The organism is Streptomyces sp. NPDC048417, assembly GCF_040651615.1.
Classification (GTDB): domain Bacteria; phylum Actinomycetota; class Actinomycetes; order Streptomycetales; family Streptomycetaceae; genus Streptomyces.
Genome location: NZ_JBEZKI010000019.1, coordinates 177960 through 201265, shown reverse-complemented (window position 1 = coordinate 201265; position 23306 = coordinate 177960). Strand labels below are relative to the sequence as shown.

The window sequence follows — 23306 nt, the reverse complement described above, 5'->3', positions numbered from 1 at the left end:
GACGGCCGGTTCCGGGTGGCCCGGAATCGGCCGTCGTCGTATCCGGGAACGGGGCTCCAGCGGCCGCTGGGGGCTTGCGCGCCCACCTGCGACGACTTTATAGTCGTAACGACTATTAGTTGTTCGGGCAACGAGCGCTCGAGCCACGAGATCGAGGGGGTGCACGAGCGCATGCGGGGCTACGACAAGTACGCCTACGAACCCTTCGCCGTCACCGTCGACCTCGCCGTCCTCACCCTCCGCGCGGGTGCCCTGCACGTGCTGCTCGTCGAGCGCGGACAGGAGCCGTACGCCGGACAGTGGGCGCTGCCGGGCGGCTTCCTGCTGCCCCGGGAGTCGGCCGAGACGGCGGCTCGGCGGGAACTCGCCGAGGAGACCGGACTGTCGGACGTGTCGGGGCTGCACCTGGAGCAGCTGCGCACCTACAGCGAGCCGGACCGCGACCCGAGGATGCGGGTCGTCTCCGTCGCCTTCACCGCGCTGCTGCCCGACGCGCCCGAGCCGCGCGGCGGCGGTGACGCGGCCCAGGCACGCTGGCTGCCGTACGACCGGGCGTGGCCGCTCGCCTTCGACCACGAGCGGATCCTGGCCGACGGCCACGAACGCGTCGGGGCGAAGCTGGAGTACAGCTGCCTGGCCACCGCCTTCTGCCCGCCCGAGTTCACGCTCGGCGAGCTGCAGAACGTCTACGAGACGGTGTGGGGCGTCGAACTGGACCGTCCCAACTTCCGGCGCAAGGTGCTCGCCACACCCGGGTTCGTCGAACCGGTGCCGGGTGCCTCCCGGTTGACCGGCGGCCGCGGCAAGCCCGCCGCGCTCTACCGCGCGGGCACCGCCGCCACGCTCCATCCACCCCTGCTCCGCCCGTCCCGGGAAGGACGCCCCGCATGACCTCGAACCTCGCGTACAAGCGTGCCGCCAGCGGCTCCCTGATCGGTCTCGCCCTCGGGGACGCGCTCGGCTTCCCGACCGAGTTCAACGACGTGCCCTCGATCCTCGCCAAGTGCGGGCCGTGGCGGGAGATGGAGCTGCCCGCGCGTGCCTTCGTCTCCGACGACACGCAGATGACGCTCGCCGTCGGGCACGGGCTGCGCACCGCCATGGACCGGGGTGTGCTCGCGCCCAAGCGGCTGGAGCGGCCGCTGCGCGAGGAGTTCGTCAACTGGTACCAGTCGCCCGAGAACAACCGGGCGCCCGGACGGACCTGCCTGAAGGCCTGCAACCTGCTGAAGGAGGAGGGACGGCTCTGGCAGGACGCCAGTCAGATCGGCTCCAAGGGGTGCGGGGCCAACATGCGGGTCGCGCCGGTCGGGCTCGCGCCCGGGCTGAGCGACGAACAGCGGGCCGGCGCCGCCCAGTTGCAGTCCGCCCTCACCCACGGCCACCCCACCGCCCTGGCCGCCTCCGACCTCACCGCGCGGGCCGTACGGCTGCTGGCGACGGGGACCGAACCGGCCGCTCTGGTCGGACAGTTGCGGTCGTACGCCGTCGACAACCGCGCCCACTACCACCAGACCTGGCTCGGCGACCTGTGGACCCGGAGCCAGGACGCGACCCCCGGGGCGTTCATCGCGCGCGGCTGGGACGAGTGCCTGGCGATACTCGACCGCCTTGAGGAGGCCGTGCGGATCGCCTCCCCGGAGGCCGACCCGTGCCTGGCCACCGGCGCCGGCTGGATCGCCGAGGAGGCCCTGGCCACCGGACTGCTGTGTTTCCTGCTCTTCCCCGACGAGCCGGTGACGGCCCTGCGCCGGGCCGCCTGCTCCTCCGGTGACTCGGACTCGATCGCCTGCCTGACCGGCGCCTTCGCGGGGGCGTGGCTGGGCGTCGACGCCTGGCCGACGGAGTGGGCCGACCGGATCGAGTACCGGGGCGACCTGCAGACCCTGGGCGCGCTCTGGGACGCTTGAGTACATGATCGACGACCTTGATCTCCACCTCGACCTGGCACCCGTCGTCGCGGAACAGCCCGACCCCCTGCTGTTCGCGACCGTCTCCGGGGCGCATCTGTACGGCTTCCCGTCCCAGGACTCCGACCTGGACCTGCGGGGCGTCCATCTGCTGCCCGCCGCCGACCTGGTCGGGCTGCGCGAGCCGGAGGAGACCCGCTCGAAGACCTGGGTGCGCTACGGCGTCGAGATGGACCTCGTCACCCACGACCTGCGCAAGTTCGCCCGGCTGATGCTGCGCCGCAACGGCTATGTGCTGGAGCAGCTCCTGTCCCCCCTGGTCGCGCACACCACGGACACCCACCGCGAGCTGGCCGCGCTCGCCCCGGACGTCCTCACCGGCCATCACGCCCACCACTACAGGGGCTTCGCGGTCACCCAGTGGCGGCTGTTCGAGAAGACCCGTGAACTCAAGCCGCTGCTCTACACCTTCCGGGTGCTCCTCACCGGGATCCATCTGATGCGCAGCGGCGAGGTGCAGGCCCATCTGCCCACGCTCCTCGGCGAGGTGCCCGCCGCCCCCGGCTACCTGCCCGAGCTGATCGCCGCCAAGGCCGCCCACGAGCACGGCGGCGCCGATGTCGAGCACGCGCGCGTGGCGGCCGACGTGGAGCGGCTGCACGGGCTGCTCGACCAGGCGCAGAACGCGTCAGCGCTGCCCGACGCGCCCAGGGCCCACGACGCCCTGCACGACCTCCTGGTCCGGGTACGGCTGCAGGGCTGAGGCGCGGCGGACCCGGAAGAGGAAGTCGGCCACGCGCGCGTGGTCGGGTTCCGGCGGGAGCGGGCTGCCGTGGCGGGCCCGCTCGGTCTCCTCGGCGAGGCGGGTCATGCGGGTCTCGATCTCCGGCCAGGGGACCTCGCCGCGCTTCACCGCCAGGAGTGACTCGCGCGCGTCGCCGACGTCGATGGTCAGCTCGCCCGTGCGCAGCAGATCGCGGGCGCCCGCCAGGAGCCGCAGGAGATGCATCGCGTGCTTCCAGCGCGGGGTGCCGTGGACCCGGACGTCGGCGTCGAGCTTGCGGCGCTGGCCCAGGGCATAGCGGGTGAAGGTGTCGTACACCTGCCGGGAGAGGAAGGCACCGCGCAGGCCGCGCAGTTCGCGGCCGGTGTCGTCGAGGTGCTCGACCAGGGGCGAGTGCAGGCACTCCAGGATGTTCGGGTTGGCCCGCAGCGCCAGCTCGCAGAACCGTTCCAGCTCCCAGGAGAACCGCTCCTCGCCCGGGCCCTCCACATGGGTCGGCGGCTTCTCGAAGCGCCAGAACAGGGGCGTGGGGGCGAGGAACACGCCCCGGCGGTCGGTGTCGCTGTCCTCCGTGGCCAGACCGAAGGCCCTCGACCCCATGACGCAGGCGTAGATCGTGTGGTCGCGTACCAGGTCCTCGGGCTGCATGCCCGGGAGCGTACGTGCCCGGTCAGCCCAGGGTGATCGAATTTCCGGTCACCGTGATCGACTCGGCCGGCAGCGGCCTGGTCGCCGGGCCGTGGGCGACCGAGCCGTCGGCGATGTGGAACTTGCTGCCGTGGCAGGGGCAGTCGATGGTGCCGTCCGTCACCCGGGACACCGTGCAGCCCTGATGGGTGCAGATCGCTGAGAAGGCCTTGTACTCGCCCTTCTTCGGCTGGGTCACCACGATCTTCTGCTCCTTGAAGATCATGCCGCCGCCCTCCGGGATCTCACTGGTCTGCGCCAGTGCCTTCCCGGCGGCCGCGCTGGCGGATCCGGAGGAGGACGCCTCGGCGGAAGCCGATGCGGAGGCCGACTCAGGGGCCGACGCGGAGGCGGCGGGTGATTCGGACGAGTTGGAGGAGCCGTTGCCGTTGCCGCATCCCACGCAGCACACGGCGAGCGCCGACGCGCCCGTCGTGAGCATTGTGCGGCGGGTGGAACCGTCGGTCATGTCGTCGCTCCGAACGTGCGGAAGAACCAGAAGGCGGACGCCAGGGAGTCGCTCCGAGCGGAGCAGCAGCATCTTGGCACTGAAAGCATCGAAGAAGAAGCAAGTCGGGATGGAGTGCCACAAAACGTGCTTTCCGTACGTCTGATAGCCCAACGCGTCCGGACGGTGCGGCGCCGGGGCGGCTCGTCGCGGGTGCTTCCCGAGCGGGACGGGTCTCCCCTCGAGTAGCGGGACGCAGTGATTCGGACGACATTGACCAGGGGGTCCGCCGGCGTCCACTGACGCCTTCTGGAAGGCCCCGAAAGGCCCGAAAGGCATGGTCATGGCAGGCAACGATCTGGAAAGCATGCTCGGCAGTCTCCTGGGCGGCGACGGCAAGGGCGCCGGGCTCCTGGGCGTGCTCATCGGCTCCCTCAGCCACGGCCAGGGCGGGGGTTCGCTGGGCGGCCTCCTCGACAGCCTGGCCAGGTCCGGTCTCACCGCCCAGAAGGACTCCTGGGTCGGCACCGGCACCAACCAGCCCGTCACCGCCGACCAGATCCAGCAGGCCCTGCCCGACGACACCCTCCAGCAGGTCGCCGAGCAGGCCGGCGTGAGCCCACGGAAGGCCGCGGACCGGATCGCCAGGGAACTGCCCCAGGTCGTCGACCGGCTCACCCCCGAGGGCGAGGTGCCGCGGGCCTCGATCGAGGACCTGATCCGGCGGCAGTCCGGGTGAGCCGCCGTCTCAGCGGGCGGGCACCGCGCACGGGCCCGGCGGCTGCCTGACTAGGCTGGACGGACCAAGACGCCGACGTCAGAACAGGAGCAGCGCCGTGGCGGTACGAGCGGTCCGGGGGGCCGTCCAGCTGGAGCGGGACGAGGCCGGTCACATGGACGAGCAGGTCGGAGCGCTGCTCTCCGCCGTCCTGGAACGGAACGGGCTGACCCCCGACGACCTGATCAGCATCTGGTTCACGGCCACCCCCGACCTGCACAGCGACTTCCCGGCGGCCGCCGCGCGGGGGCTCGGCATCGTCGACGTGCCCCTGATCTGCGCCCAGGAGCTGGACATCGAGGGCGCCATGCCCCGGGTCGTACGGATACTGGCGCACATCGAGTCCGACCGGTCCCGCGCCGAGATCAGCCATGTCTACCTCGGCGCCGCGGCCGCCCTGCGCAAGGACATCGCCCAGTGAGGACCGCACTCGTCATCGGCACCGGCCTGATCGGCACGTCCGCCGCCCTCGCCCTCTCCCAGCGGGGCGTGGTGGTGCACCTCGTCGACCACGACCCGGAGCAGGCCCGCACGGCGGCCGCGCTCGGCGCCGGCACCGACGAGACCCCGGACGGTCCCGTCGACCTGGCGATCGCCGCCGCCCCGCCCGCGCATGTGGCCGCCGTCCTCGCGGACGTCATGAGCAGGGGCCTGGCACGCGGCTACATCGACGTGGCCAGCGTCAAGGGCGGCCCGCGCCGCGATCTGGAGGCGCGGGGCCTGGACCTGTCGTCGTACATCGGGACGCACCCCATGTCCGGCCGGGAGAAGTCCGGGCCGCTGGCCGCCACCGCCGACCTCTTCGAGGGCCGGCCCTGGGTGCTCACCCCCACCCGGGACACCGACACCGAGGTGCTGAACCTCGCCCTGGAGCTGGTCTCGCACTGCCGTGCCGTGCCGGTCGTCATGGACGCCGACGCCCACGACCGCGCGGTCGCCCTGGTCTCCCACATGCCCCACCTGGTCTCCAGCATGGTCGCGGCCCGTCTGGAGCACGCCGAGGAGGCGGCCGTACGACTGTGCGGGCAGGGCATCCGGGACGTGACCCGGATCGCCGCCTCGGACCCCCGGATGTGGATCGACATCCTCTCCGCGAACCCCGGTCCGGTCGCCGACCTGCTCGCGGACGTCTCCGCCGACCTCGACGAGACCGTGCGCGCGCTGCGGGCCCTGCAGTCCTCGGACGACGCCAAGCGGCACGAGGGCGGGGCCGGTATCGAGGACCTGCTGCGGCGCGGCAACGCGGGCCAGGTCCGGGTGCCCGGCAAGCACGGCGCCGGTCCCCGCGCCTACGAGGTCGTGGCGGTGCTCATCGACGACCAGCCCGGCCAGCTGGCCCGGATCTTCGCGGACGCCGGCGCGGCCGGGGTCAACATCGAGGACGTGCGCATCGAGCACGCGACCGGACAGCAGGCCGGCCACGTCCAGATCTGGGTGGAGCCCAAGGCGGCGCCGGTGCTCACCACGGCGCTGCGGGACCGTGGCTGGGCGCTGCGGCAATAGGCTGAATCCGGCGGTCGCGGGGGCCGGTAACCTTGTGCGGGGCGCGACGGCGCCCCGCACACCACCCACCACCCTGCACCCGGAAGGTGTCCCCCCGTGGAAAACGGCGCCGTAAAGCCCGTGATTGTCGCGATCGACGGCCCCTCGGGCACCGGCAAGTCGAGCACGTCCAAGGCCGTGGCCGCCCAGCTCGGCCTGAGCTACCTGGACACCGGCGCCCAGTACCGGGCGATCACCTGGTGGATGGTGAACAACGGCATCGACCTCACCGACCCGACCGCCATCGCCGCGGTCGCCGGCAAGCCGGAGATCGTCTCCGGGACCGACCCGGCCCACCCGACGATCACCGTCGACGGCGTGGACGTCGCCGGCCCGATCCGCACCGAGGAGGTCACCTCCAAGACCAGCGCGGTCAGCGCGGTCCCGGAGGTGCGCACGCGGATCAGCGAGCTGCAGCGGTCGCTGGCCCGCAACACCGAGACCGGGATCGTCGTCGAGGGCCGGGACATCGGTACGACCGTGCTGCCCGACGCCGACCTGAAGGTCTTCCTCACCGCCTCCGCCGAGGCCCGCGCGCTCCGGCGCAGCGGCGAACTCAAGGGTGTCGACGTCAATGCCACCCGCGAGGCCCTGGTCAAGCGGGACGCGGCCGACTCCACCCGCAAGACCTCGCCGCTCGCCAAGGCGGACGACGCGGTCGAGGTGGACACCACCGAGCTGACGCTGGCCCAGGTCATCGAGTGCGTCGTCACCCTCGTCGAGGAGAAGCGGGCGGGGAAGTGAGCCTTCCGTCGAACCCGTCGAACCCGTCGATTCCGTCGCAGCGGGGCGCCGAGGTGGGGCGGCGCATCGGTGTCGGCCTCATGTACGGGCTGTGGAAGCCGCGCGTGCTCGGTGCCTGGCGGATGCCTGCGCACGGTCCGGCGATCCTCGCCGTGAACCACTCCCACAACATCGACGGCCCGATGGTCATGGGCGTGTCGCCCCGGCCGACGCACTTCCTGATCAAGAAGGAGGCGTTCATCGGGCCGCTGGACCCCTTCCTGACCCGGATCGGCCAGCTGAAGGTGGACCGGCAGTCCACCGACCGCACGGCGGTCACCCGCGCGCTGGGCGTGCTGGCGGCCGGGGGAGTGCTCGGTATATTCCCCGAGGGCAGCCGGGGCGAGGGCGACTTCGCCTCGCTGCGCGCGGGCCTCGCCTACTTCGCGGTGCGCTCCGGGGCGCCGATCGTGCCCGTGGCCGTCCTGGGAAGCTCCGAGCGGCGCGGACGGTTGGTCAAGGGGCTGCCCCCGCTGCGTACCCGCGTCGACGTCGTCTTCGGCGACCCCTTCGAGGCGGGCGACGGCAGCGGCCGGCGCACCCGCACTGCCCTGGACCAGGCCACCGAGCGCATCCAGAAGCAGCTCACCAGCCACCTGGAAAACGCCAGGCGTCTGACCGGACGCTAGGCGACACTAAGTAGTGGATCAGCCCGATACGGGGCCTATCCACCGATCACCACGATGAACGACGAGGTACGGACTTCATGAACGACCACATCCAGCCCGGCGACTCGGCTGAGCACGAGTACGACCACGGGGCGCTCGGCGACGCCGAGTACGCGGAGTTCATGGAGCTCGCCGCGGAAGAGGGCTTCGACGTCGAGGATGTCGAGGGTGCCATCGAGGCGGCGGGCCACGGTCCGCTGCCCGTGCTCGCCGTGGTCGGCCGCCCGAATGTCGGCAAGTCGACGCTCGTGAACCGCATCATCGGCCGCCGCGAGGCCGTCGTCGAGGACAAGCCCGGCGTCACCCGCGACCGTGTCACCTACGAGGCCGAGTGGGCGGGCCGCCGCTTCAAGGTCGTCGACACCGGCGGCTGGGAGCAGGACGTCCTCGGCATCGACGCCTCCGTGGCCGCCCAGGCCGAGTACGCGATCGAGGCGGCCGACGCGGTCGTCTTCGTCGTGGACGCCAAGGTCGGCGCGACCGACACCGACGAGGCGGTCGTACGACTGCTGCGCAAGGCCGGCAAGCCCGTGGTGCTGGCCGCCAACAAGGTCGACGGACCCAGCGGCGAGGCCGACGCGGCCTACCTCTGGTCCCTCGGCCTCGGCGAACCGCACCCGGTCTCCGCCCTGCACGGCCGCGGCACCGGCGACATGCTCGACTCCGTCCTGGAGGCGCTGCCGGAGGCGCCCGAGCAGACCTTCGGCACGGCGGTCGGCGGTCCGCGCCGGATCGCGCTCATCGGCCGCCCGAACGTCGGCAAGTCCTCCCTCCTCAACAAGGTGGCGGGCGAGGAGCGGGTCGTCGTCAACGAACTCGCCGGCACCACCCGCGACCCGGTCGACGAGCTGATCGAGCTCGGCGGGATCACCTGGAAGTTCGTCGACACCGCCGGTATCCGCAAGCGGGTCCACCTCCAGCAGGGCGCCGACTACTACGCCTCCCTGCGCACCGCGGCCGCCGTCGAGAAGGCCGAGGTGGCGGTCATCCTGATCGACGCCTCCGAGAACATCTCGGTCCAGGACCAGCGGATCGTCACCATGGCCGTCGAGGCGGGCCGCGCGATCGTCGTCGCCTTCAACAAGTGGGACACCCTCGACGAGGAACGCCGCTACTACCTGGAACGCGAGATCGAGACCGAGCTCGGCCAGGTCGCCTGGGCGCCCCGGGTCAATGTCTCCGCGCAGACCGGGCGCCACATGGAGAAGCTGGTCCCCGCCATCGAGACCGCCCTCGCCGGCTGGGAGACCCGCGTCCCCACCGGCCGCCTCAACGCCTTCCTCGGCGAACTGGTCTCGGCCCACCCGCACCCGGTCCGGGGCGGCAAGCAGCCCCGCATCCTGTTCGGCACCCAGGCCGGCACCAAGCCCCCGCGGTTCGTGCTCTTCGCCTCCGGCTTCATCGAGGCGGGCTACCGGCGCTTCATCGAACGCCGGCTGCGCGAGGAGTTCGCCTTCGAGGGCACCCCGATCCACATCTCCGTACGGGTGCGCGAGAAGCGCGGCAAGAAGAAGTAGCCGTACGCCCGAGGGGCGGCCACCGTCACCGGTGGCCGCCCCTCGCGTATCCGTCACAGACCCCGGCGCGGTCCCGGTGGAAGCGCCGCCGGCACGGGGGTCATCCCGGTGTCATGGGAGCGCCCGAGCGTCCCGATCCGCTGCCACTGCGGCGGCTGCGGCTGTTCGCCGCCGTGCCGGGCGCTGTAGGCGCCCGCGCTGTACGCGCTGTACGAGTTTCCTCCGTACAGCCCCAGACCGTACGTACCGGTGCTGAACGGGGTCGTCCCGAAGGCGACGAACCCCAGCCCCTCCTCACCGCTGCGGTCACCCGGCAGCGTACGGAAGGCCTTGACCCACTCCGCGTAGAGCGAGTCGTAGATAGGCGTGGCCGAGAGCCCGCCTGGGGTCTCCTGCCCCGTCCGAGCGTGCGGAACGGTGGCGAAGGACGGCCGGCGGGGCGGAAAGTCGTATGCGTGCACGTATGTCCAAACGACCGGGTCACCAAAGAGATGCGGCTACGCAGCGCAGCGTTGGGGGCGCGGGGCCGCATCGGATGTGCGGTACCGCGTGGGCGCGACCAGCCGCGATGCGCCCGCACCCGCCGGCGAGACCGGCGCCTCCACCCCTTGGGCGACCCTCAGACTCCCGCAAGAGGCAACGCCGCCGCCACCAGCTTCCCGTTCGCCGCGGCCTTGTCGAGCGCACCGCGCAGCAGGTCCTCCCGGGGCTGCCGCCCGATCGACCCCACCGGTGCCGCGAACATCAGCACCTGCTGGTGCTTGTTGGCCGCCGCCCGCCACCCGTCGGTCACCTGCAACGGCTGGTGCGCCTGCCACCAGGCCACCGGCTGCCCGCCGTTGTTCCCCGGCTGGAGCACCGCGTGCAGCTGGCCCACCGCCAGCAGCACCGACCACCCGTGCAGCACCGGCGGCACCGCGGCCAGCTCCGTCACCGGCATGAAGCCCTGCTCGATGAGGAGCGGCAGGAAGTCGTCGCCCACCCCGTCGGTGCCCGGCCGCACGATCGGCGAGGTCGGCTCCACGACGAGCGCCGGGTGCAACTCCCCGGTGATCAGCACGAGTCCGCTGGTCACCCCGAGCACCGCCTGCTCGGGCACGGACCTCTGCGGCCCGCCGCCGGGTGCGCTGTCACCGCTGATGGAGCGGACCGCGCCCTGCAACTGCTCCTCGGTGACCTGGACGACCTGCGAGGGCAGGCAGCCGGCGTGGGCGAAGGCGAGGACGGCGGTCTCGTCCCCGATGAACAGGACGGTGCTGGTGCGCTCCTGTTCGGAGTCGCCCGGGGTGCGGCAGGACGTGCAGTCGTAACTGCCGGGGGCGTTGTCTCCGGCGAGCAGCCGGTCGGCTTCTTCGTCGCCGATCTCGGCGCGTACCTCGTCGCTGACGTCGAGCATGCGCGGCACGGTGGCTCCCTCGGGATGCGGTGCGTGAAGGCCCGGGTGGATCCCGGTCCATGAGCCCCAGGGGGTTGCGGGCTCATGAAGAAGACAACGGGTGATCTGTGGTGGTGGTCACGCCTCGGGGGGATACGGATCCACCCATCCACTGCGCAGGGTCACCCGACGTGCGGAATTCGGCACTCACCGTCAACTCTTCGCAACCCAAAGGAATTTGACGCGGTGAAGTGAATCACAGATCCATCGATCGCATGGTAGACAAATCATGAAATCATGGAATGTAGTGGGTGGCTTGAAATCGCCGCTACCCCCGGTAATGCCGAACTGGCCTGGCCTGACGGGGAGTTGGTTGATTTCGGGCGTTCCCGATCCCTAGATTCCTCCGCCGTGTGCAACGAGCACCGCTCGGGTACGTCCGCCGGCCGGCACCAGGCAGAGCACCACCGCAGTACCGGCCGCGGCGGACGGGGCGAGCGCGACGAACCGCGTCCATCGCGCGGGGACCGCGTCACGCTTGGGGGAGCCCGGGTATGTGGAGAGGGAAATACATGTCCGAGTGTGCCGATACCACCCGTGAGACCGTCGCCAAGAACGGCTCCCGCAAGGGCCGTACGACGGCGGCCCTGGCCGGAGCGGCGCTGCTCGCCCCGCTGGGCCTGCTGGCCGCGACCGGCAACGCCGAGGCGGCGGACAACGGAGTGTGGGACCGCATCGCCCAGTGCGAGAGCGGCGGCAACTGGCACATCAACACCGGCAACGGCTATTACGGCGGACTCCAGTTCTCCGCCTCCACCTGGCGCGCGTACGGCGGCTCCGCCTACGCGTCGACGGCCGACCAGGCCTCCAGGGAAGCGCAGATAGCCGTCGCCACCAAGGTCCAGCAGGCCCAGGGCTGGGGCGCGTGGCCGGTCTGCTCGGCGCGGGCCGGAGCGGCCGGTTCGGCGCCCGAGGGCGCCTCGGCGACCACGAAGAGCAGCACCGAGTCGGCCACCAGGTCGACCGGGAGGTCGGCCGCCAAGTCGAACACCACCGAGTCCGCCCCCGCGCAGAAGAAGGCGCAGCGCCCGACGGCCCACACCGGCCGTGACTTGGCCCGGGGCGACTACACCGTCCGTGAGGGGGACACCCTGAGCGAGATCGCCGGGCGCCACGGCACCACCTGGCAGCGCCTGTACGCCGCCAACGAGGCCGTCATCGGCGACGACCCGAACCTCATCGTGCCCGGGCAGCGCCTCGCGCTCTGACGCGCGCCCCCTGCCCCGCACCGCCATGCCCCGCCCGGTCCCGACCGGGCGGGGCCCGGTGCGTTGTGAGGCTGATTCAGGCGAGGGCGCCGGGCTTCGCGTTCACGCCGCCGGACGCTGCCGGAACCGGGCCCGGCCCGGCGCCGTACGCGGGTTCTGTGCCGAAGCGGTGAAACTCTTATGCGGTGTCAGCTACCGCGGCGGCCCACGGATTCTGAATGGAATGGGACCCCCGAGCGCCCCTGATCCTTACTTCCGCTTCTTTCCGGCTGGCTTTTCGGAAGACCCTACCGGCATCAGGGAATTGCACGGGAATGCGCCAAGAAGGCGTACTGAACCGCCCGTACGTGTGACGGAGTTCGACCGAAACGCGTGTCGTGATTCTGTGACAGAAGCGTGACCGGAGACGGACAGCGGACTTCGCCGGCCGATCCCGACTTCCGTCCGTGCCGGAAGCGGCCTAGCGTGGCCGCATGGCACCGAATCCGGCTCCGCGGAAGGAGCCCCAGGACAGCCCGCAGGGGTACGTAGGCCTCGACGCGGGCGACGCGGAACAACTCGCCCGGCAGCGGGGATGGCCGACGGTGCGCTCGCTGCCGCCGGGCGCGATCATCACCATGGAGTACCGGGCGGGACGGCTCAACTTCGAGGTACGGGACGGCGTCGTGGCGCGTGCCTGGAAGGGCTGAACGGTAGGACGGCGAAGGCCCCGGTTCCCAGAGGGGGGAACCGGGGCCTTCGCCGTGCGTACCGGCTGTGCGTACCGGGCTGTCGCGTCCGTAGGGCCGTCAGCCGCCCGTCAGCGGACGGGCCGGCTGGGCGGCGCCGCCGCGCGGCTGGCGCTCGGGGTGCTGGGGGCGGCGGCTGCCCGCCGGGGTCACCGGGGTGCGCTCCGAGCGGGCGGTGTGCGGGCCGGGCGCCAGGTGGATCGGGGCCCGGGGCGAGCGTGCCGAGGTGACCGGCTCGCGCTCCGGGGCCGGCGCGTCCTCGGCGGGCGCCGTACGCGGCTTGAGCGCCACCGGCGTGACCGGGACGGGCGCGGGCACGGGGACCGTACCGCCGCGGCGGGCACGCCAGCGGTCGCGCAGGTCGAAGAGCCAGGTCTCGGCACGGGCGATGAACGGCTCGCACCACGGCAGCGCCAGCAGGATCAGCAGCCCCGCGGCCCAGCCCAGCAACACGTCGCTCAGCCAGTGCGTACCGAGGTAGACGGTGGACATGCCGACGCCGAGCGAGGTGACCGCGGAGGCCGCGGACAGCCACCGGCGGGCTCGCGGGGTGGAGGCCAGATACGCCAGAATTCCCCAGGTCACCACCGCGTTGGCAGTGTGGCCGCTGGGGAATATATCGCCGCCCAGGCCCATCTCGTTCGAGCCGATCACGGTCGCGTAGTGCGGTCCGAGGCGCCCCATGCCGAGCTTGGCGGCGCCGACCGTGATGTTGAGCAGCAGCAGGGAGGCACCGAGCGTCAGCATCGGGCGCAGGGTGTGCTGCCGCCATGAGCGCCAGCCCAGCCAGGCCGCGACCATCACGGCGGTCGGTCCGCGCTGGCCGAGGACCACGTAGTAGTCGACGAACCAGTGGATTCCCGACCACTGCTGGTACGGCCGGAAGAACATGACCTGCCAGTCGAGCCGGACCAGCCAGGACGTGATCACGACGGCCCACACGATCGCCAGGTAGAAGGCGAGGGTCGCGGTGAACAACACGACCCGGTGCCGGCTCATCTTCGGCACATCAATGTGGGCCGGTCGTTCCGGCTCACGGTCCAGCCTGGCGAACACCCGGTCCAGACGGGTGAGGTTTCGTTCGGTACGCACCCAATCGACGTTACAGCGAGTGAGCTCTGTTCCCGGTCGAAACTGCGGCTTTGTGATGACGATGTGATGTGGGAAACCTCTCAGGAGGCCTCCGAATTCTAAGGATTCCGTAATCCTCGGCGTGCCTCCCCTTCAATTCCTTTGATCATGCCGGGCGGCCGTTTTATGGCACTTATGAATTCGTTAACCAAAGCGTGGTGTGGAATCCCCCGGCTGCTCACCCTCGCATCGGCGATGATCACGGTGGCCCGGAGCCGTTCAGCCAGAACGCGCCATACGCCGCCGAGACTGCCGCCACACCTGCCGTGATCAGCACGGATCTGCTGGTGCGCGCCCGCGCGAGGGCTCGGGCGAGCGGCAGCAGCACCGGGAAGGCCGGCATCAGCAGGCGCGGCTTGGAGCCGAAGTAGCTCGACGCGCACAGCGCGAGCGCGAGGACGACACCCGTGTAGACCAGCAGGGGAAGCGGCTGCCGCTGCCGGACGCCGATCGCGTAGAGCCACAGCAGCAGGCAGACACCGGCGATCAAACCCGCTCCGGCCAGGGCGGACGGAAATGACGTGAACTTGTCGGCGACGAAGCGTGCGAACGCGTAGCCGCCGTCGAAGCCGTTGCGCCAGCCCGCCTGGACGTCCAGATAGCCGAGCGGGCCCTTCCCGGTGCGGTGGCCGACCCACAGGACGTAGGCGGCGGCGCCGGCGGGGGCGAGGAGCATGCCGAGGAGGCGGTGCCAGGCAGGCGCGCCGCAGGGGTGCGCGCTGTCCGTGGTGCGAGGGGTGCGTGTCGCATGAGGGGCGCGTGCTGTGCGGGGCGCGCTGGTTGTTCGCGGGACGCGCCGGGCGCGGGCGGCGCTGGACGGCTCCGGGGCGCGTCCGTCATCGCGCGCGCCCTGTGCATGCTCCTCGCTACGGTCTCGCACGCCCCCGCTCCGATCCCGCACGAACGAGATCACACCCGCCGCCCACACCGCCGCCACCACGGCGAGGCCCACCGGCCGGGTCAGCCCCGCCAGCGCGGCCAGCACGCCCGCGGTCACCCAGCGGCCGGTCAGCACGGCGTACAGCGACCAGGCGGCCAGCGCCGTGAACAGCGACTCGCTGTACGCCATCGACTGCACGATCCCGACCGGCAGCACGGCCCACAGCAGCACCGCGCAGAAGCCGACCCGCGGGCCGTACACGAAGTCGGCGACCGCGAAGATCCCCCAGGCCGCCGCGAGCGAGGCGAGCAGAGCGACCGTGAAGCCCGCGCCGGCGTAGGAGAGGGGCGTGAGCGCGTGCAGCAGGCGCTCCAGCCAGGGCAGCAGCGGGAAGAAGGCCAGGTTGGAGTGGACGTCGCCGTTCGGCAGCCGCACCTCGTAGCCGTACCCGAGTTCGGCGACCCGCGTGTACCACAGCGAGTCCCAGCGCGCCGTCAACAAGGTGTACGCGCTCTTGCCGCGCGCCCCGCTCGACACGGCCAGCGCGAGCAGGCCCAGGGCGCGCACGGCGGCGTACCCGAGCAGGGCCGGCGCCACCCGGCGCAGGGCTGGGACGCGCGGTGCCGCCACGGGCGTTTCAAGATCGGTCACGGGCTCGATTATCGACGGGACGCGGAACGGAGGGGCTCGCCCGGGTGTGGTGCTGAGCGGGGTCAGTGGCGTACGCCACACGAGTTCTGTGGAGAGTGTGAGAGGTCCGCCACGTGCCCCCGGAACGAACTCGCGTACGCTGACGTGTCACTCGCGTTCGTATGCGCGGGCCGGAGATCCCGCTCCTCTCCGGCCGTACGACGGGGAGTCCCCGCCCCGCCGATCCGCCCCGCGCGAGGGACCATCTGGGAGGTACGTACATGTCCGGGACGACCACGGCAGCCGTACGGCCGCGCCGTCGGGCGACCGGGGCCGGGGCCGGTGCCGGTGCCAACCGCTGGGTCGTCCTCGTCGTCCTCTGCGTCAGCCTGCTGCTGGTCGCCCTCGACGCGACCGTGCTGCATGTCGCGGTGCCGGCTGTCACCGAGGACCTCAAGCCCGGCGCCATGGAACTGCTCTGGATCGTCGACATCTACCCGCTGGTCTGCGCCTCGCTGCTGATCCTCTTCGGCACGCTCGGGGACCGCGTGGGCCGGCGGCGCGTCCTGCTCCTCGGATACGCCCTGTTCGGCGTCGCCTCCGCGGCGGCGGCCGTCGCGCCGAGTGCCGAGGCGCTGATCGGGGCCCGGGCGCTGCTCGGCGTCGGCGGTGCGATGATCATGCCGGCGACGCTGTCGATCCTCCGGCAGGTCTTCCCCGACCGCCGTGAACGGGCCCTCGCCATCGGCGTATGGAGCGCGGTGGCAGCGGTCGGCGCGGCCGTCGGACCGCTGTTGGGCGGCTTCCTGCTCGAACACTTCTGGTGGGGCTCGGTCTTCCTGGTCAACATCCCCCTGATGCTGGTCAGTCTCCCGGTGGGGCGTCTTCTGCTCCCCGAGTCCCGCGGCGACCGCAACGGCCCCTGGGACGTCGTGGGCGCCCTGCTGGCGGCGGCCGGGCTGTTCGGCGTGGTGTTCGCCGTGAAGCGGCTGGGCAGCGGGGAACCGGCCGCCGACGCGCTCACGATGGCGCCGCTGGTGCTCGGCGCGCTGCTGCTGTTCCTGTTCGTACGACGGCAACGGCGGCGTACGTTCCCGCTGGTGGACCTGAAGATGTTCGCGCGGCCGGCGTTCAGTACGGCGGTGGGCTGCATCGTACTGGCCATGCTCGCGCTGGTGGGTCTCGAACTGATCGCCGCGCAGTATCTGCAACTGGTGCTGGGCCTCTCGCCCTTGCAGACGGGGCTACGACTGCTGCCGCTGACGCTCGCCGCGATGGCGGCCGGGCTGGCCGGGGCACGGCTGCTCCGGCGCTTCGGGCCGCGCCGGATGGTGTGCTTCGGCTTCTGCCTGACCGCGGCGGCGGTGCTGACGCTGACCGCGATGGGCGGGGTGGACAACGCCGGCCTGCTGCTGTTCGGCTTCGTGCTGCTCGGCTTCGGTCTGGAGACCACCCTCTTCGGGGCGTACGAGTCGATGCTGAGCGAGGCGCCGGCGGCGCAGGCCGGTGGGGCGGCGGCGATCGGCGAGACCTCGTACCAGCTGGGGGCGGGCATCGGGATCGCGCTTCTCGGCAGCGTGATGAACGCGGCGTACGCGCCGGGGCTGTCCCGGGTGCCCGGGGTGCCGGAGTCGGCGTCCGCCGCGGCGGGGCATTCACTGGGCGAGGCCTACGAGGTCGCCGGGCGGCTCGGCGGCCCGACGGGCGCGGCGTTGCGCCACGCGGCGCGGGACTCCTTCGTGCACGGTCTGCATGTGACGCTGCTGGTGAGCGCGGGACTGCTGCTGCTGGGCGCGGTGATGGCACTGCGGTTGCCGCGGGCGATGCAGTGCGAGGAGGCCGCGGTGGAGGTTCCCGCCCCGCGCGAGCCTCAACGCTCCCGCGTCTCGGCCTGATCCGGCCGCCGGCGGTGCCGGGCCTCAGGGGCGACCTGCGCCTTTCTGCTCACTCGTGTCTGCTCACTCGTGCGGCTGGTGTGTGGGTGGGAGAACCGGGAGACTGCGCGTAGCCTGTTGTAACTAGCGGCGCTAGTTTTGGGAGGGTTTTCATGTCCGCGTCCGGGAAGCTGCCTCCGTTCGATGCCGGTGATCCGCTCGGTATCGACGATCTTCTGGAGCCGGAGGATCTCGCCGTCCGGGAGACCGTGCGGAGCTGGACGGCGGACCGGGTGCTGCCGTTCGTCGCCGAGTGGTACGAGAGCGGGGAGCTGCCGGGCATCAGGGAGCTCGCCAAGGAGCTGGGCGGCATCGGGGCTCTCGGGATGTCGCTCACCGGGTACGGCTGCGCCGGCGCGTCCGCCGTGCAGTACGGGCTCGCCTGTCTGGAGCTGGAGGCCGCCGACTCGGGCATCCGGTCGCTCGTGTCCGTGCAGGGGTCGCTGGCCATGTACGCGATCCACCGGTTCGGCAGCGAAGCGCAGAAGCAGCGCTGGCTGCCCGCCATGGCCGCCGGTGACGTCATCGGGTGCTTCGGCCTCACCGAACCCGACCACGGCTCCGACCCCGCCGCCATGCGCACGCACGCCAAGCGCGACGCCGGCGGCGACTGGGTGCTCAACGGGCGGAAGATGTGGATCACCAACGGCTCGGTCGCCGCAGTGGCCGTCGTATGGGCGCAGAGCGAGAACGGGATCCGGGGGTTCGTGGTGCCCACCGACACGCCCGGGTTCTCGGCGCCGGAGATCAAGCACAAGTGGTCGCTGCGGGCGAGCGTCACCAGCGAGCTGGTCCTGGACGACGTACGGCTCCCGGCCGATGCCGTACTGCCGGAGGTCACCGGCCTCAAGGGGCCGCTCAGCTGTCTGTCGCACGCCCGCTACGGCATCGTCTGGGGCGCCATGGGCGCGGCACGCACCTGCTTCGAGACGGCCGTCGACTACGCGAAGTCGCGGGAGCAGTTCGGCAGGCCCATCGGCGGCTTCCAGCTCACCCAGGCCAAACTCGCCGACATGGCGGTCGAACTGCACAAGGGGATCCTGCTCGCCCATCACCTGGGGCGGCGGATGGATGCCGGCCGCCTGCGTCCCGAGCAGGTCAGCTTCGGCAAGCTCAACAACGTACGAGAGGCGATCGAGATCTGCCGTACGGCACGGACGATCCTCGGGGCGAACGGGATCTCGCTGGAGTATCCCGTGATGCGGCACGCGACCAACCTGGAGTCGGTGCTCACCTACGAGGGCACCGTCGAGATGCACCAGCTCGTGCTGGGCAAGGCGCTCACCGGGCTCGACGCCTTCCGGTGACCCCTGCGCGGGGGCAGGGCCGGCGAGCGGCCCTGCCTCAGCTCTGGTTGAAGAAACCGTCCTCCCGGCGCGAGGCCGGCTCACCGTTGACGATCTCCGTGTTGGCGGGGGAGAGCAGGAAGACCCGGTTGGACACCCGGTCGATGGAACCCCGCAGGCCGAAGATCAGCCCGGCCGCGAAGTCGACGACCCGCTTGGCGTCGCCGGCCTCCATGGCCGTGAGGTTCACGATGACCGGCACGCCCTCGCGGAACAGCTCGCCGATCGCGCGGGCGTCCCGGAAGCTGTCCGGGGTGACCGTGCCGATCCTGCGGCCCTTCTCCTCGGCGGTGTCCGAGGCCACCTTGACCCGGGGGTCGGTGACCCAGGCATCCCCGGGCTGCTCGGTCCCTTCGGAGTAGTCGTCGTCGTAGTAGCGCTCGTCATCGTTGTCGTCGACGAGGCCAAGCCAGGCACTCGCCTTGCGTACCGATCCCATGGACGCCTCCTCTCACAGCGGTCTTTCATGCTTCCGCATCCCTATGGTCGTCCATGATGCGGATGGCGCGCCAAGTGGATAGACGCCGCGCGGGGGGTTTGTGACGGTACTGGTGCAGAGCGAATACGTCGAGAGCCCAGTTGTGCCAAGGGCCGTAGCACGCACGGCTGCTGACTGTGAGTGAAATATGATTGTTCCGGGCGTATGGGTGATGGGCGGTGCGTCCGGGTGAACCGGCGGCGGGCGACGAACCGACAGTCGGGCGATACGACATCGCAGCTCAGCGTCGTACGGGCTCTGACGTACTGTCAGTTCTTCGGCTCCGGCGGGGAGATCCGAGAGGCGCCGATCGTCGGCGCGGACGTCCCCTCTTCCTCGGAATTCGGTCGTACGTACCTCGGTGATTGAGTTTGTTCACAGCCGCTTGGCGCGGACTTCTTGAAGGCGAAGCCGGTGTCGAGGCGCTGATCGCGGACGTCGCGACATCGTCGGGCGGCGGGGAACAGCGCCGTAGGTGATCACAATAAAGGGTACAAAATACTGATAACAGGCACGGCTGGGCGTATGTGTCGTCGAGTGGTCTCCTGGGATCGGCGGGCGCGCGGAGCGCGAGGGGTGGCGCGAGGGGGGGTGCGCGTGTGAAGGCGAAGCGAGGAGTGCGAGGGAGAACGCGAAGAGCCCCCGCCGTCGGCGGGGCGCGCAGTGGGTCAGCTCAACAGGAACAGGACCACACGCGACCGAAGTCGATGTGGGAGCGGGTGACCAGCCACTGCTGCGGATGCATGGGCCAAGTGGAACAGGTCTCCGGTTTCCCGTCAACTGACTTGAGACGCGCTGCTCACACTCTGGACACCCTTGACAGAGAGGGGAAACGTCCCCGTAGAGTCGACGGACGGCCCTGCTGAGGGGCTCGGCCGTGAGAGCGCCGCCCAGCGGCGCTCCGTGTGAAGGCACCCGCCGCACCACTGTGCGCGCGTCCACCGTGTTCGATTGATCCGCCACGGAGCCTTCGCATGTCATCCGACACCCTCGCCCACACCCCCGCCGCCCCCGGCATACCCGCCGCCTCGGACTCCGTGCCGCGCGGCACGGAGGCGGCTCGATGAGGACCCAGCTGGTGATCGTGGGGGCCGGTCCGCGGGGGACCGGTCTCCTCGAGCGCATCGCCGCCAACGCGCCCGAGCTGTACGCCGGTCAGGGCCTCGACATCCATCTGGTCGACCCGCATCCGCCGGGCGCCGGCCGTATCTGGCGGGCAGCCCAGTCGCCGCTGCTGTGGATGAACTCGCACGCCGAGGACGTCACCATGTTCACCGACGAGACGGTGCGGATGACCGGCCCGGTACGGGAGGGGCCGACCCTGCACGAGTGGGCGGGCCTGGACGGCCGTACCTTCGCCGACCGGCAGATCCAGGGCCGTTATCTGCGGCACGTCTACGACCGCGCCGTGGCCGACCTGCCCGAGGGCGTCACGGTGCACCACCACCCGCGCCGTGCCCTGCGGGTGAGCGGGCCGCGCGAGGGGCGCCAGCAGGTCTGGCTGGAGGGCCGCCCCCGCCCGCTCCTCGCCGACCTCGTCGTCCTCGCCCTCGGCCACCTGGACGCCGACCTCGACCCCGAACAGGCCGCCCTGGCCGCGTACGCCGACACGCACGGCCTGGTCCACCTGCCGCCGGACTTCACCGCCGACAGCGACCTGTCCGCCCTGCGGCCCGGCGAGCCGGTGCTGGTACGGGGGTTCGGGCTCGCCTTCGTCGACCTGATGGTGCTCCTTACCGAGGGCCGGGGCGGACGGTACGACGGTGACACCTATGTCCCGTCCGGACAGGAGCCGGTGCTGTACGTCGGGTCGCGGCGCGGAGTGCCGTACCACTCGAAGATCGGCTACGACTGGACCGGTGAACGCCCGCCGCTGCCGCGCTTCCTCGGGCCCGGCGAGGTCGACGAACTGCGTGCCCGGCCGGGCGGTTTCGACTTCCGGCGGGACGTGTGGCCGCTGGTCACGAAGGAGCTGGGCTTCGCCCACTACCACCGGCTGTTCACCGTCCACCCCGAACGGACGGCCGTCGCCTGGCCGGACTTCGAGGAGAAGTACGCCGCCGCCGAGGGCGACGCCGAACTGCGGGCGCTGGTGACGGCCGCCGTTCCGGACCCGGCCGACCGGCTCGACCTCGCGGCGCTGGACCGCCCGCTGGACGCGGTGCGGTACGGGTCGCACGAGGAGTTCCAGGAGGGGCTGCGGGCCTATGTCGAGGACGACCTGAGCCGCCGTCACGACCCGCAGCGGAGCCCCGACCTGGCGGTCTTCCTCGGACTGCTCTCCGTCTACGGGCAGTTGGTGCGGCTCGGGGACATCGGGTCCTGGTGGCACGGCTTCTTCAGCTATCTGGCCTCCGGGCCGCCCGGGCCCCGGCTGCGGCAGCTGCTCGCGCTGTCCCGGGCGGGGGTGGTCAGGTTCGTCGGCGCGGAGATGACGGTGACGGCGCGGGACGGGGTGTTCCGGGCGTCCTCGGACACCGTGCCCGGGTTCTCCGTCGAGACGCGGACGCTGGTCGAGGCGCGGCTGCCCGAACCGACGGTCGGGCGGGCCCGGGACGCGCTGCTGCGCGAGCTGCAGACCGACGGGGCGGCCGAGACGCCCGACGGGCTGCTCCGGGTGGACCCCGCCGACGGGCGGATCCTCGACGGGGGCGGGCGGCCGCATCCCCGGCGGTTCGCACTCGGGCCGTTCACCGACGGCCGTACGCCCGGCGCGTTCACCCGGCCGCGCACCGGAGGGCCCGCGTTCCGGCAGAACGACGCCACGGCGCGCGCGGCGCTGGCCTTCCTGCGTGACCTGACGGGCCAAGCCGCTGCCTAGCCCGAGGCGCCCAAGGACATCGACCTCCCGGTGCGGGCCGACGAGGTCACCGTCGTCTCGGGTGTTCCGGGGACCGGCTCTACGAGCTGCCCGAGCGGGAGGTGCCGGCCGCTCCGCGGGAGGACCGGACCCGGGCCTTTCTGTCGAAGGTGCTGTGAATCGACGGGCCGGTCGATCGACGAACCGGTGCCCGGGTGTCTAGGGGAGAGGGTGGTTTCTCATGACCGGCTCGTACGGCCGGGGGCTGCATCTGGCCGCCGCCGTGGATCAGGTCGGCGTGGTCGACGCGGAGCCTTACGTCGAGTTGGCGCGGCTAGCCGAGAGCGGGGGCCTGGACTTCGTCACGCTCGACGGCCGGTTCGGGTGGGTGGAGACCGACCCGGTCGCCGTCCTGTCGCAGGTGGCCCCGGCCACCCGGCGGATCGGGCTGGTGCCGTTGGTGACCGCCCCGGGGACCGCCCTCGCCCACCTCGACCAGGTCAGCCGGGGCCGGGCCGGCTGGTGGAGCGACGTGCCGGTGCCCTCGCCCGGGCATCCGGTCCAGGTGGCCGACGGCACCGAGGGGGCCGCCCTGCGCTCCGCCGCCCGGTACGCCGATGTCGTCCTGGTGCGGGCCGCGAGCTCCGCGCAGGCCGCCGCCGTACGCGACGAACTGCGCGAGAGGGCACGCGAGTTCGGGCGGGAGCCGGATGCGCTGCGGGTGCTGGTGAGTCTGGTGGTGGATCTGGGGGACGGGGAGCGCGCGGCCGAGCCGGGACACGGTGGCGGCGGGCCCCGGCAGACCGTGCAGGGGCCGCTGTACCGGGGCGGTCCGGTGGACCTGGCGGAGCTGATCGCCGGCTGGCACGGCGAGGGCGCCACCGACGGCTTCCACCTGATCCCCGCCGAACCGCGCCGCGATCTCGAGCGGCTGGTCAACGGCACCGTGGCGCTGCTCCAGCACCGCGGGCTGTTCCGCACCTTCTACCCGGGCAGCACCCTGCGCGAGCACCTGGGCCTGGCCCGGCCCGCGGGCCAGTTCGCGGCGCCCTGAACCACCCGGGGCTCCCGGCCGGTGTGGACGGGTCGAGTGCATATGAGAGACGTGAGGTGGAGCACGCCGAGGGCTGGGGAAGGGCTGACCGTATGACCGAGGACGCGTCCGGCGACCGGAAGCGCCGGCTCGAACGCCGTGTGGGGTGTCGGCGTCCCCGGCGTCCGGGCGGTGGGCGGCGACACCGTGCGGCTCACCGCGACGGCGGCCGACGGCCGGCTGCGGGCGGTGTTCGCCGACGCCACCAGCGGGGCCGGCGGCCACCGTTTCAGGTTCCGCTATTCGGCCGCCCCGGGCGCCGACGGCTTCACCACCGTCGACTTCCACCGGGCACAGCTGCCGCCGTGCGCCTCCGCGGACCACTTCAGCTGCCCCTTCCCGCCGCCGGGGAACAGGCTGGGCCTCGCGATCGAGGCGGGGGAGCGCACAGGGGCCTGAGGGTTTCGCGGATATTGTGACCGGGCGTCAACTCACCCGGATCACGACGAGATCACACAAAGTCGGCAGGGTTCGAACACAGTCGCACGGCCGAAAGGCACTCTTGCGGGAACCGGTCGTTCGCCCG

The 23306-nt window shown here is 71.7% G+C and carries 22 protein-coding genes and 1 pseudogene; 16 read left to right on the top strand and 7 right to left on the bottom strand.

Features of this window, described 5'->3' with window-relative positions; all coding sequences use genetic code 11:
• Window positions 1-171: 171 nt before the first annotated feature.
• Genes AB0D59_RS29145 through AB0D59_RS29135 form a run of 3 tightly spaced genes read left to right on the top strand, consistent with a single transcriptional unit; the run spans window position 172 to window position 2673 of the window.
• Entirely contained in the window at window positions 172-891 is a 720-nt protein-coding gene (locus tag AB0D59_RS29145; RefSeq protein WP_362571397.1) for an NUDIX domain-containing protein, read from the top strand.
• Complete coding sequence (locus AB0D59_RS29140) at window positions 888-1910, top strand: ADP-ribosylglycohydrolase family protein (RefSeq protein WP_362571394.1); 1023 nt, start codon at window positions 888-890, stop codon at window positions 1908-1910. The genes AB0D59_RS29145 and AB0D59_RS29140 overlap by 4 nt, the downstream gene beginning before the upstream one ends.
• Window positions 1911-1914: 4 nt before the next feature.
• Complete coding sequence (locus AB0D59_RS29135) at window positions 1915-2673, top strand: nucleotidyltransferase domain-containing protein (protein ID WP_362571391.1); 759 nt, start codon at window positions 1915-1917, stop codon at window positions 2671-2673.
• Here the strand turns inward: AB0D59_RS29135 and AB0D59_RS29130 are convergent.
• Both AB0D59_RS29130 and AB0D59_RS29125 read right to left on the bottom strand, forming a co-directional pair.
• The gene (locus tag AB0D59_RS29130) at window positions 2599-3342 is read right to left on the bottom strand and encodes a nucleotidyltransferase domain-containing protein (RefSeq protein ID WP_362571388.1); all 744 of its coding nucleotides are present in this window, start codon (window positions 3340-3342) and stop codon (window positions 2599-2601) included. The two genes, AB0D59_RS29135 and AB0D59_RS29130, sit on opposite strands and share 75 nt — an antisense overlap.
• Before the next feature lie 22 nt (window positions 3343-3364).
• The gene (locus tag AB0D59_RS29125; RefSeq protein ID WP_362571465.1) at window positions 3365-4168 is read right to left on the bottom strand and encodes a DUF6529 family protein; all 804 of its coding nucleotides are present in this window, start codon (window positions 4166-4168) and stop codon (window positions 3365-3367) included.
• A gap of 4 nt (window positions 4169-4172) precedes the next feature.
• Between AB0D59_RS29125 and AB0D59_RS29120 the strand changes: the two genes are divergently transcribed.
• The 6 genes from AB0D59_RS29120 to der all read left to right on the top strand — a co-directional run bounded on the left by AB0D59_RS29120 (window position 4173) and on the right by der (window position 9117).
• On the top strand, window positions 4173-4568 hold the full coding sequence (locus tag AB0D59_RS29120; protein WP_362571385.1) for a YidB family protein: 396 nt from the start codon (window positions 4173-4175) through the stop codon (window positions 4566-4568).
• Window positions 4569-4665: 97 nt separating this feature from the next.
• Window positions 4666-5028 (top strand): chorismate mutase, encoded by a 363-nt coding sequence (gene aroH, locus AB0D59_RS29115; RefSeq protein WP_362571383.1) that lies wholly within the window; start codon window positions 4666-4668, stop codon window positions 5026-5028.
• Window positions 5025-6110 (top strand): prephenate dehydrogenase, encoded by a 1086-nt coding sequence (locus tag AB0D59_RS29110; RefSeq protein ID WP_362571380.1) that lies wholly within the window; start codon window positions 5025-5027, stop codon window positions 6108-6110. The genes aroH and AB0D59_RS29110 overlap by 4 nt, the downstream gene beginning before the upstream one ends.
• Window positions 6111-6206: 96 nt before the next feature.
• On the top strand, window positions 6207-6893 hold the full coding sequence (cmk, locus tag AB0D59_RS29105) for a (d)CMP kinase (RefSeq protein ID WP_362571377.1): 687 nt from the start codon (window positions 6207-6209) through the stop codon (window positions 6891-6893).
• Window positions 6851-7561: a lysophospholipid acyltransferase family protein gene (locus tag AB0D59_RS29100; RefSeq protein WP_362571374.1), complete on the top strand. Its 711-nt coding sequence runs from the start codon at window positions 6851-6853 to the stop codon at window positions 7559-7561. The genes cmk and AB0D59_RS29100 overlap by 43 nt, the downstream gene beginning before the upstream one ends.
• A 77-nt stretch (window positions 7562-7638) precedes the next feature.
• Window positions 7639-9117, top strand: a complete 1479-nt coding sequence (gene der, locus AB0D59_RS29095; protein ID WP_362571372.1) for a ribosome biogenesis GTPase Der — start codon at window positions 7639-7641, stop codon at window positions 9115-9117.
• Window positions 9118-9170: 53 nt separating this feature from the next.
• On the opposite strand, the gene AB0D59_RS29090 is transcribed toward der, so the two are convergent.
• Window positions 9171-9578, bottom strand: coding sequence for a hypothetical protein (locus AB0D59_RS29090; protein ID WP_362571369.1), 408 nt, complete (start codon window positions 9576-9578; stop codon window positions 9171-9173).
• 158 nt (window positions 9579-9736) lie between these two features.
• Window positions 9737-10522 (bottom strand): hypothetical protein, encoded by a 786-nt coding sequence (locus AB0D59_RS29085; protein WP_362571366.1) that lies wholly within the window; start codon window positions 10520-10522, stop codon window positions 9737-9739.
• 542 nt (window positions 10523-11064) lie between these two features.
• Between AB0D59_RS29085 and AB0D59_RS29080 the strand changes: the two genes are divergently transcribed.
• Together AB0D59_RS29080 and AB0D59_RS29075 are read left to right on the top strand one after the other, a co-directional pair.
• Window positions 11065-11760, top strand: coding sequence for a transglycosylase family protein (locus AB0D59_RS29080; protein WP_362571364.1), 696 nt, complete (start codon window positions 11065-11067; stop codon window positions 11758-11760).
• A 473-nt stretch (window positions 11761-12233) separates the two neighbouring features.
• Window positions 12234-12449 (top strand): I78 family peptidase inhibitor, encoded by a 216-nt coding sequence (locus AB0D59_RS29075; protein WP_362571361.1) that lies wholly within the window; start codon window positions 12234-12236, stop codon window positions 12447-12449.
• A gap of 99 nt (window positions 12450-12548) precedes the next feature.
• Here the strand turns inward: AB0D59_RS29075 and AB0D59_RS29070 are convergent, their stop codons facing one another.
• Window positions 12549-13580 carry a phosphatase PAP2 family protein gene (locus AB0D59_RS29070; RefSeq protein ID WP_362571358.1) on the bottom strand — a complete coding sequence of 344 codons (1032 nt, stop codon included), beginning with the start codon at window positions 13578-13580 and terminating at the stop codon, window positions 12549-12551.
• Between the two features lie 238 nt (window positions 13581-13818).
• Window positions 13819-15150: a mannosyltransferase family protein gene (locus AB0D59_RS29065; RefSeq protein ID WP_362571355.1), complete on the bottom strand. Its 1332-nt coding sequence runs from the start codon at window positions 15148-15150 to the stop codon at window positions 13819-13821.
• Between the two features lie 260 nt (window positions 15151-15410).
• Between AB0D59_RS29065 and AB0D59_RS29060 the strand changes: the two genes are divergently transcribed.
• A complete protein-coding gene (locus AB0D59_RS29060; RefSeq protein WP_362571352.1) occupies window positions 15411-17024 on the top strand; it encodes an MFS transporter in 1614 nt (537 codons plus the stop codon).
• Window positions 17025-17176: 152 nt separating this feature from the next.
• The gene (locus AB0D59_RS29055; protein WP_362571349.1) at window positions 17177-18370 is read left to right on the top strand and encodes an acyl-CoA dehydrogenase family protein; all 1194 of its coding nucleotides are present in this window, start codon (window positions 17177-17179) and stop codon (window positions 18368-18370) included.
• Between the two features lie 37 nt (window positions 18371-18407).
• Here the strand turns inward: AB0D59_RS29055 and AB0D59_RS29050 are convergent, their stop codons facing one another.
• Window positions 18408-18848 (bottom strand): cell division protein SepF, encoded by a 441-nt coding sequence (locus AB0D59_RS29050; protein ID WP_351699550.1) that lies wholly within the window; start codon window positions 18846-18848, stop codon window positions 18408-18410.
• Window positions 18849-19950: 1102 nt separating this feature from the next.
• On the opposite strand from AB0D59_RS29050, the gene AB0D59_RS29045 reads away from it, so the two are divergent.
• From AB0D59_RS29045 to AB0D59_RS29035, 3 genes and pseudogenes are all read left to right on the top strand, one after another.
• Window positions 19951-21708: an FAD/NAD(P)-binding protein gene (locus AB0D59_RS29045; protein WP_362571346.1), complete on the top strand. Its 1758-nt coding sequence runs from the start codon at window positions 19951-19953 to the stop codon at window positions 21706-21708.
• Window positions 21709-21928: 220 nt separating this feature from the next.
• Window positions 21929-22741 (top strand): LLM class flavin-dependent oxidoreductase, encoded by an 813-nt coding sequence (locus AB0D59_RS29040; RefSeq protein WP_362571343.1) that lies wholly within the window; start codon window positions 21929-21931, stop codon window positions 22739-22741.
• Between the two features lie 177 nt (window positions 22742-22918).
• Window positions 22919-23179, top strand: a pseudogene (locus AB0D59_RS29035) (DUF1684 domain-containing protein); the annotation flags it as partial.
• Between the last annotated feature and the right edge of the window lie 127 nt (window positions 23180-23306).

Coding starts and splice junctions, on each gene's coding strand:
- AB0D59_RS29145 (WP_362571397.1), top strand. CDS start 172: ATGCGGGGCTACGACAAGTACGCCTACGAACCCTTCGCCGTCACCGTC.
- AB0D59_RS29140 (WP_362571394.1), top strand. CDS start 888: ATGACCTCGAACCTCGCGTACAAGCGTGCCGCCAGCGGCTCCCTGATC.
- AB0D59_RS29135 (WP_362571391.1), top strand. CDS start 1,915: ATGATCGACGACCTTGATCTCCACCTCGACCTGGCACCCGTCGTCGCG.
- AB0D59_RS29130 (WP_362571388.1), bottom strand. CDS start 3,342: ATGCAGCCCGAGGACCTGGTACGCGACCACACGATCTACGCCTGCGTC.
- AB0D59_RS29125 (WP_362571465.1), bottom strand. CDS start 4,168: ATGCCTTTCGGGCCTTTCGGGGCCTTCCAGAAGGCGTCAGTGGACGCC.
- AB0D59_RS29120 (WP_362571385.1), top strand. CDS start 4,173: ATGGCAGGCAACGATCTGGAAAGCATGCTCGGCAGTCTCCTGGGCGGC.
- der (WP_362571372.1), top strand. CDS start 7,639: ATGAACGACCACATCCAGCCCGGCGACTCGGCTGAGCACGAGTACGAC.
- AB0D59_RS29080 (WP_362571364.1), top strand. CDS start 11,065: ATGTCCGAGTGTGCCGATACCACCCGTGAGACCGTCGCCAAGAACGGC.
- AB0D59_RS29075 (WP_362571361.1), top strand. CDS start 12,234: ATGGCACCGAATCCGGCTCCGCGGAAGGAGCCCCAGGACAGCCCGCAG.
- AB0D59_RS29060 (WP_362571352.1), top strand. CDS start 15,411: ATGTCCGGGACGACCACGGCAGCCGTACGGCCGCGCCGTCGGGCGACC.
- AB0D59_RS29055 (WP_362571349.1), top strand. CDS start 17,177: ATGTCCGCGTCCGGGAAGCTGCCTCCGTTCGATGCCGGTGATCCGCTC.
- AB0D59_RS29050 (WP_351699550.1), bottom strand. CDS start 18,848: ATGGGATCGGTACGCAAGGCGAGTGCCTGGCTTGGCCTCGTCGACGAC.
- AB0D59_RS29045 (WP_362571346.1), top strand. CDS start 19,951: ATGAGGACCCAGCTGGTGATCGTGGGGGCCGGTCCGCGGGGGACCGGT.
- AB0D59_RS29040 (WP_362571343.1), top strand. CDS start 21,929: ATGACCGGCTCGTACGGCCGGGGGCTGCATCTGGCCGCCGCCGTGGAT.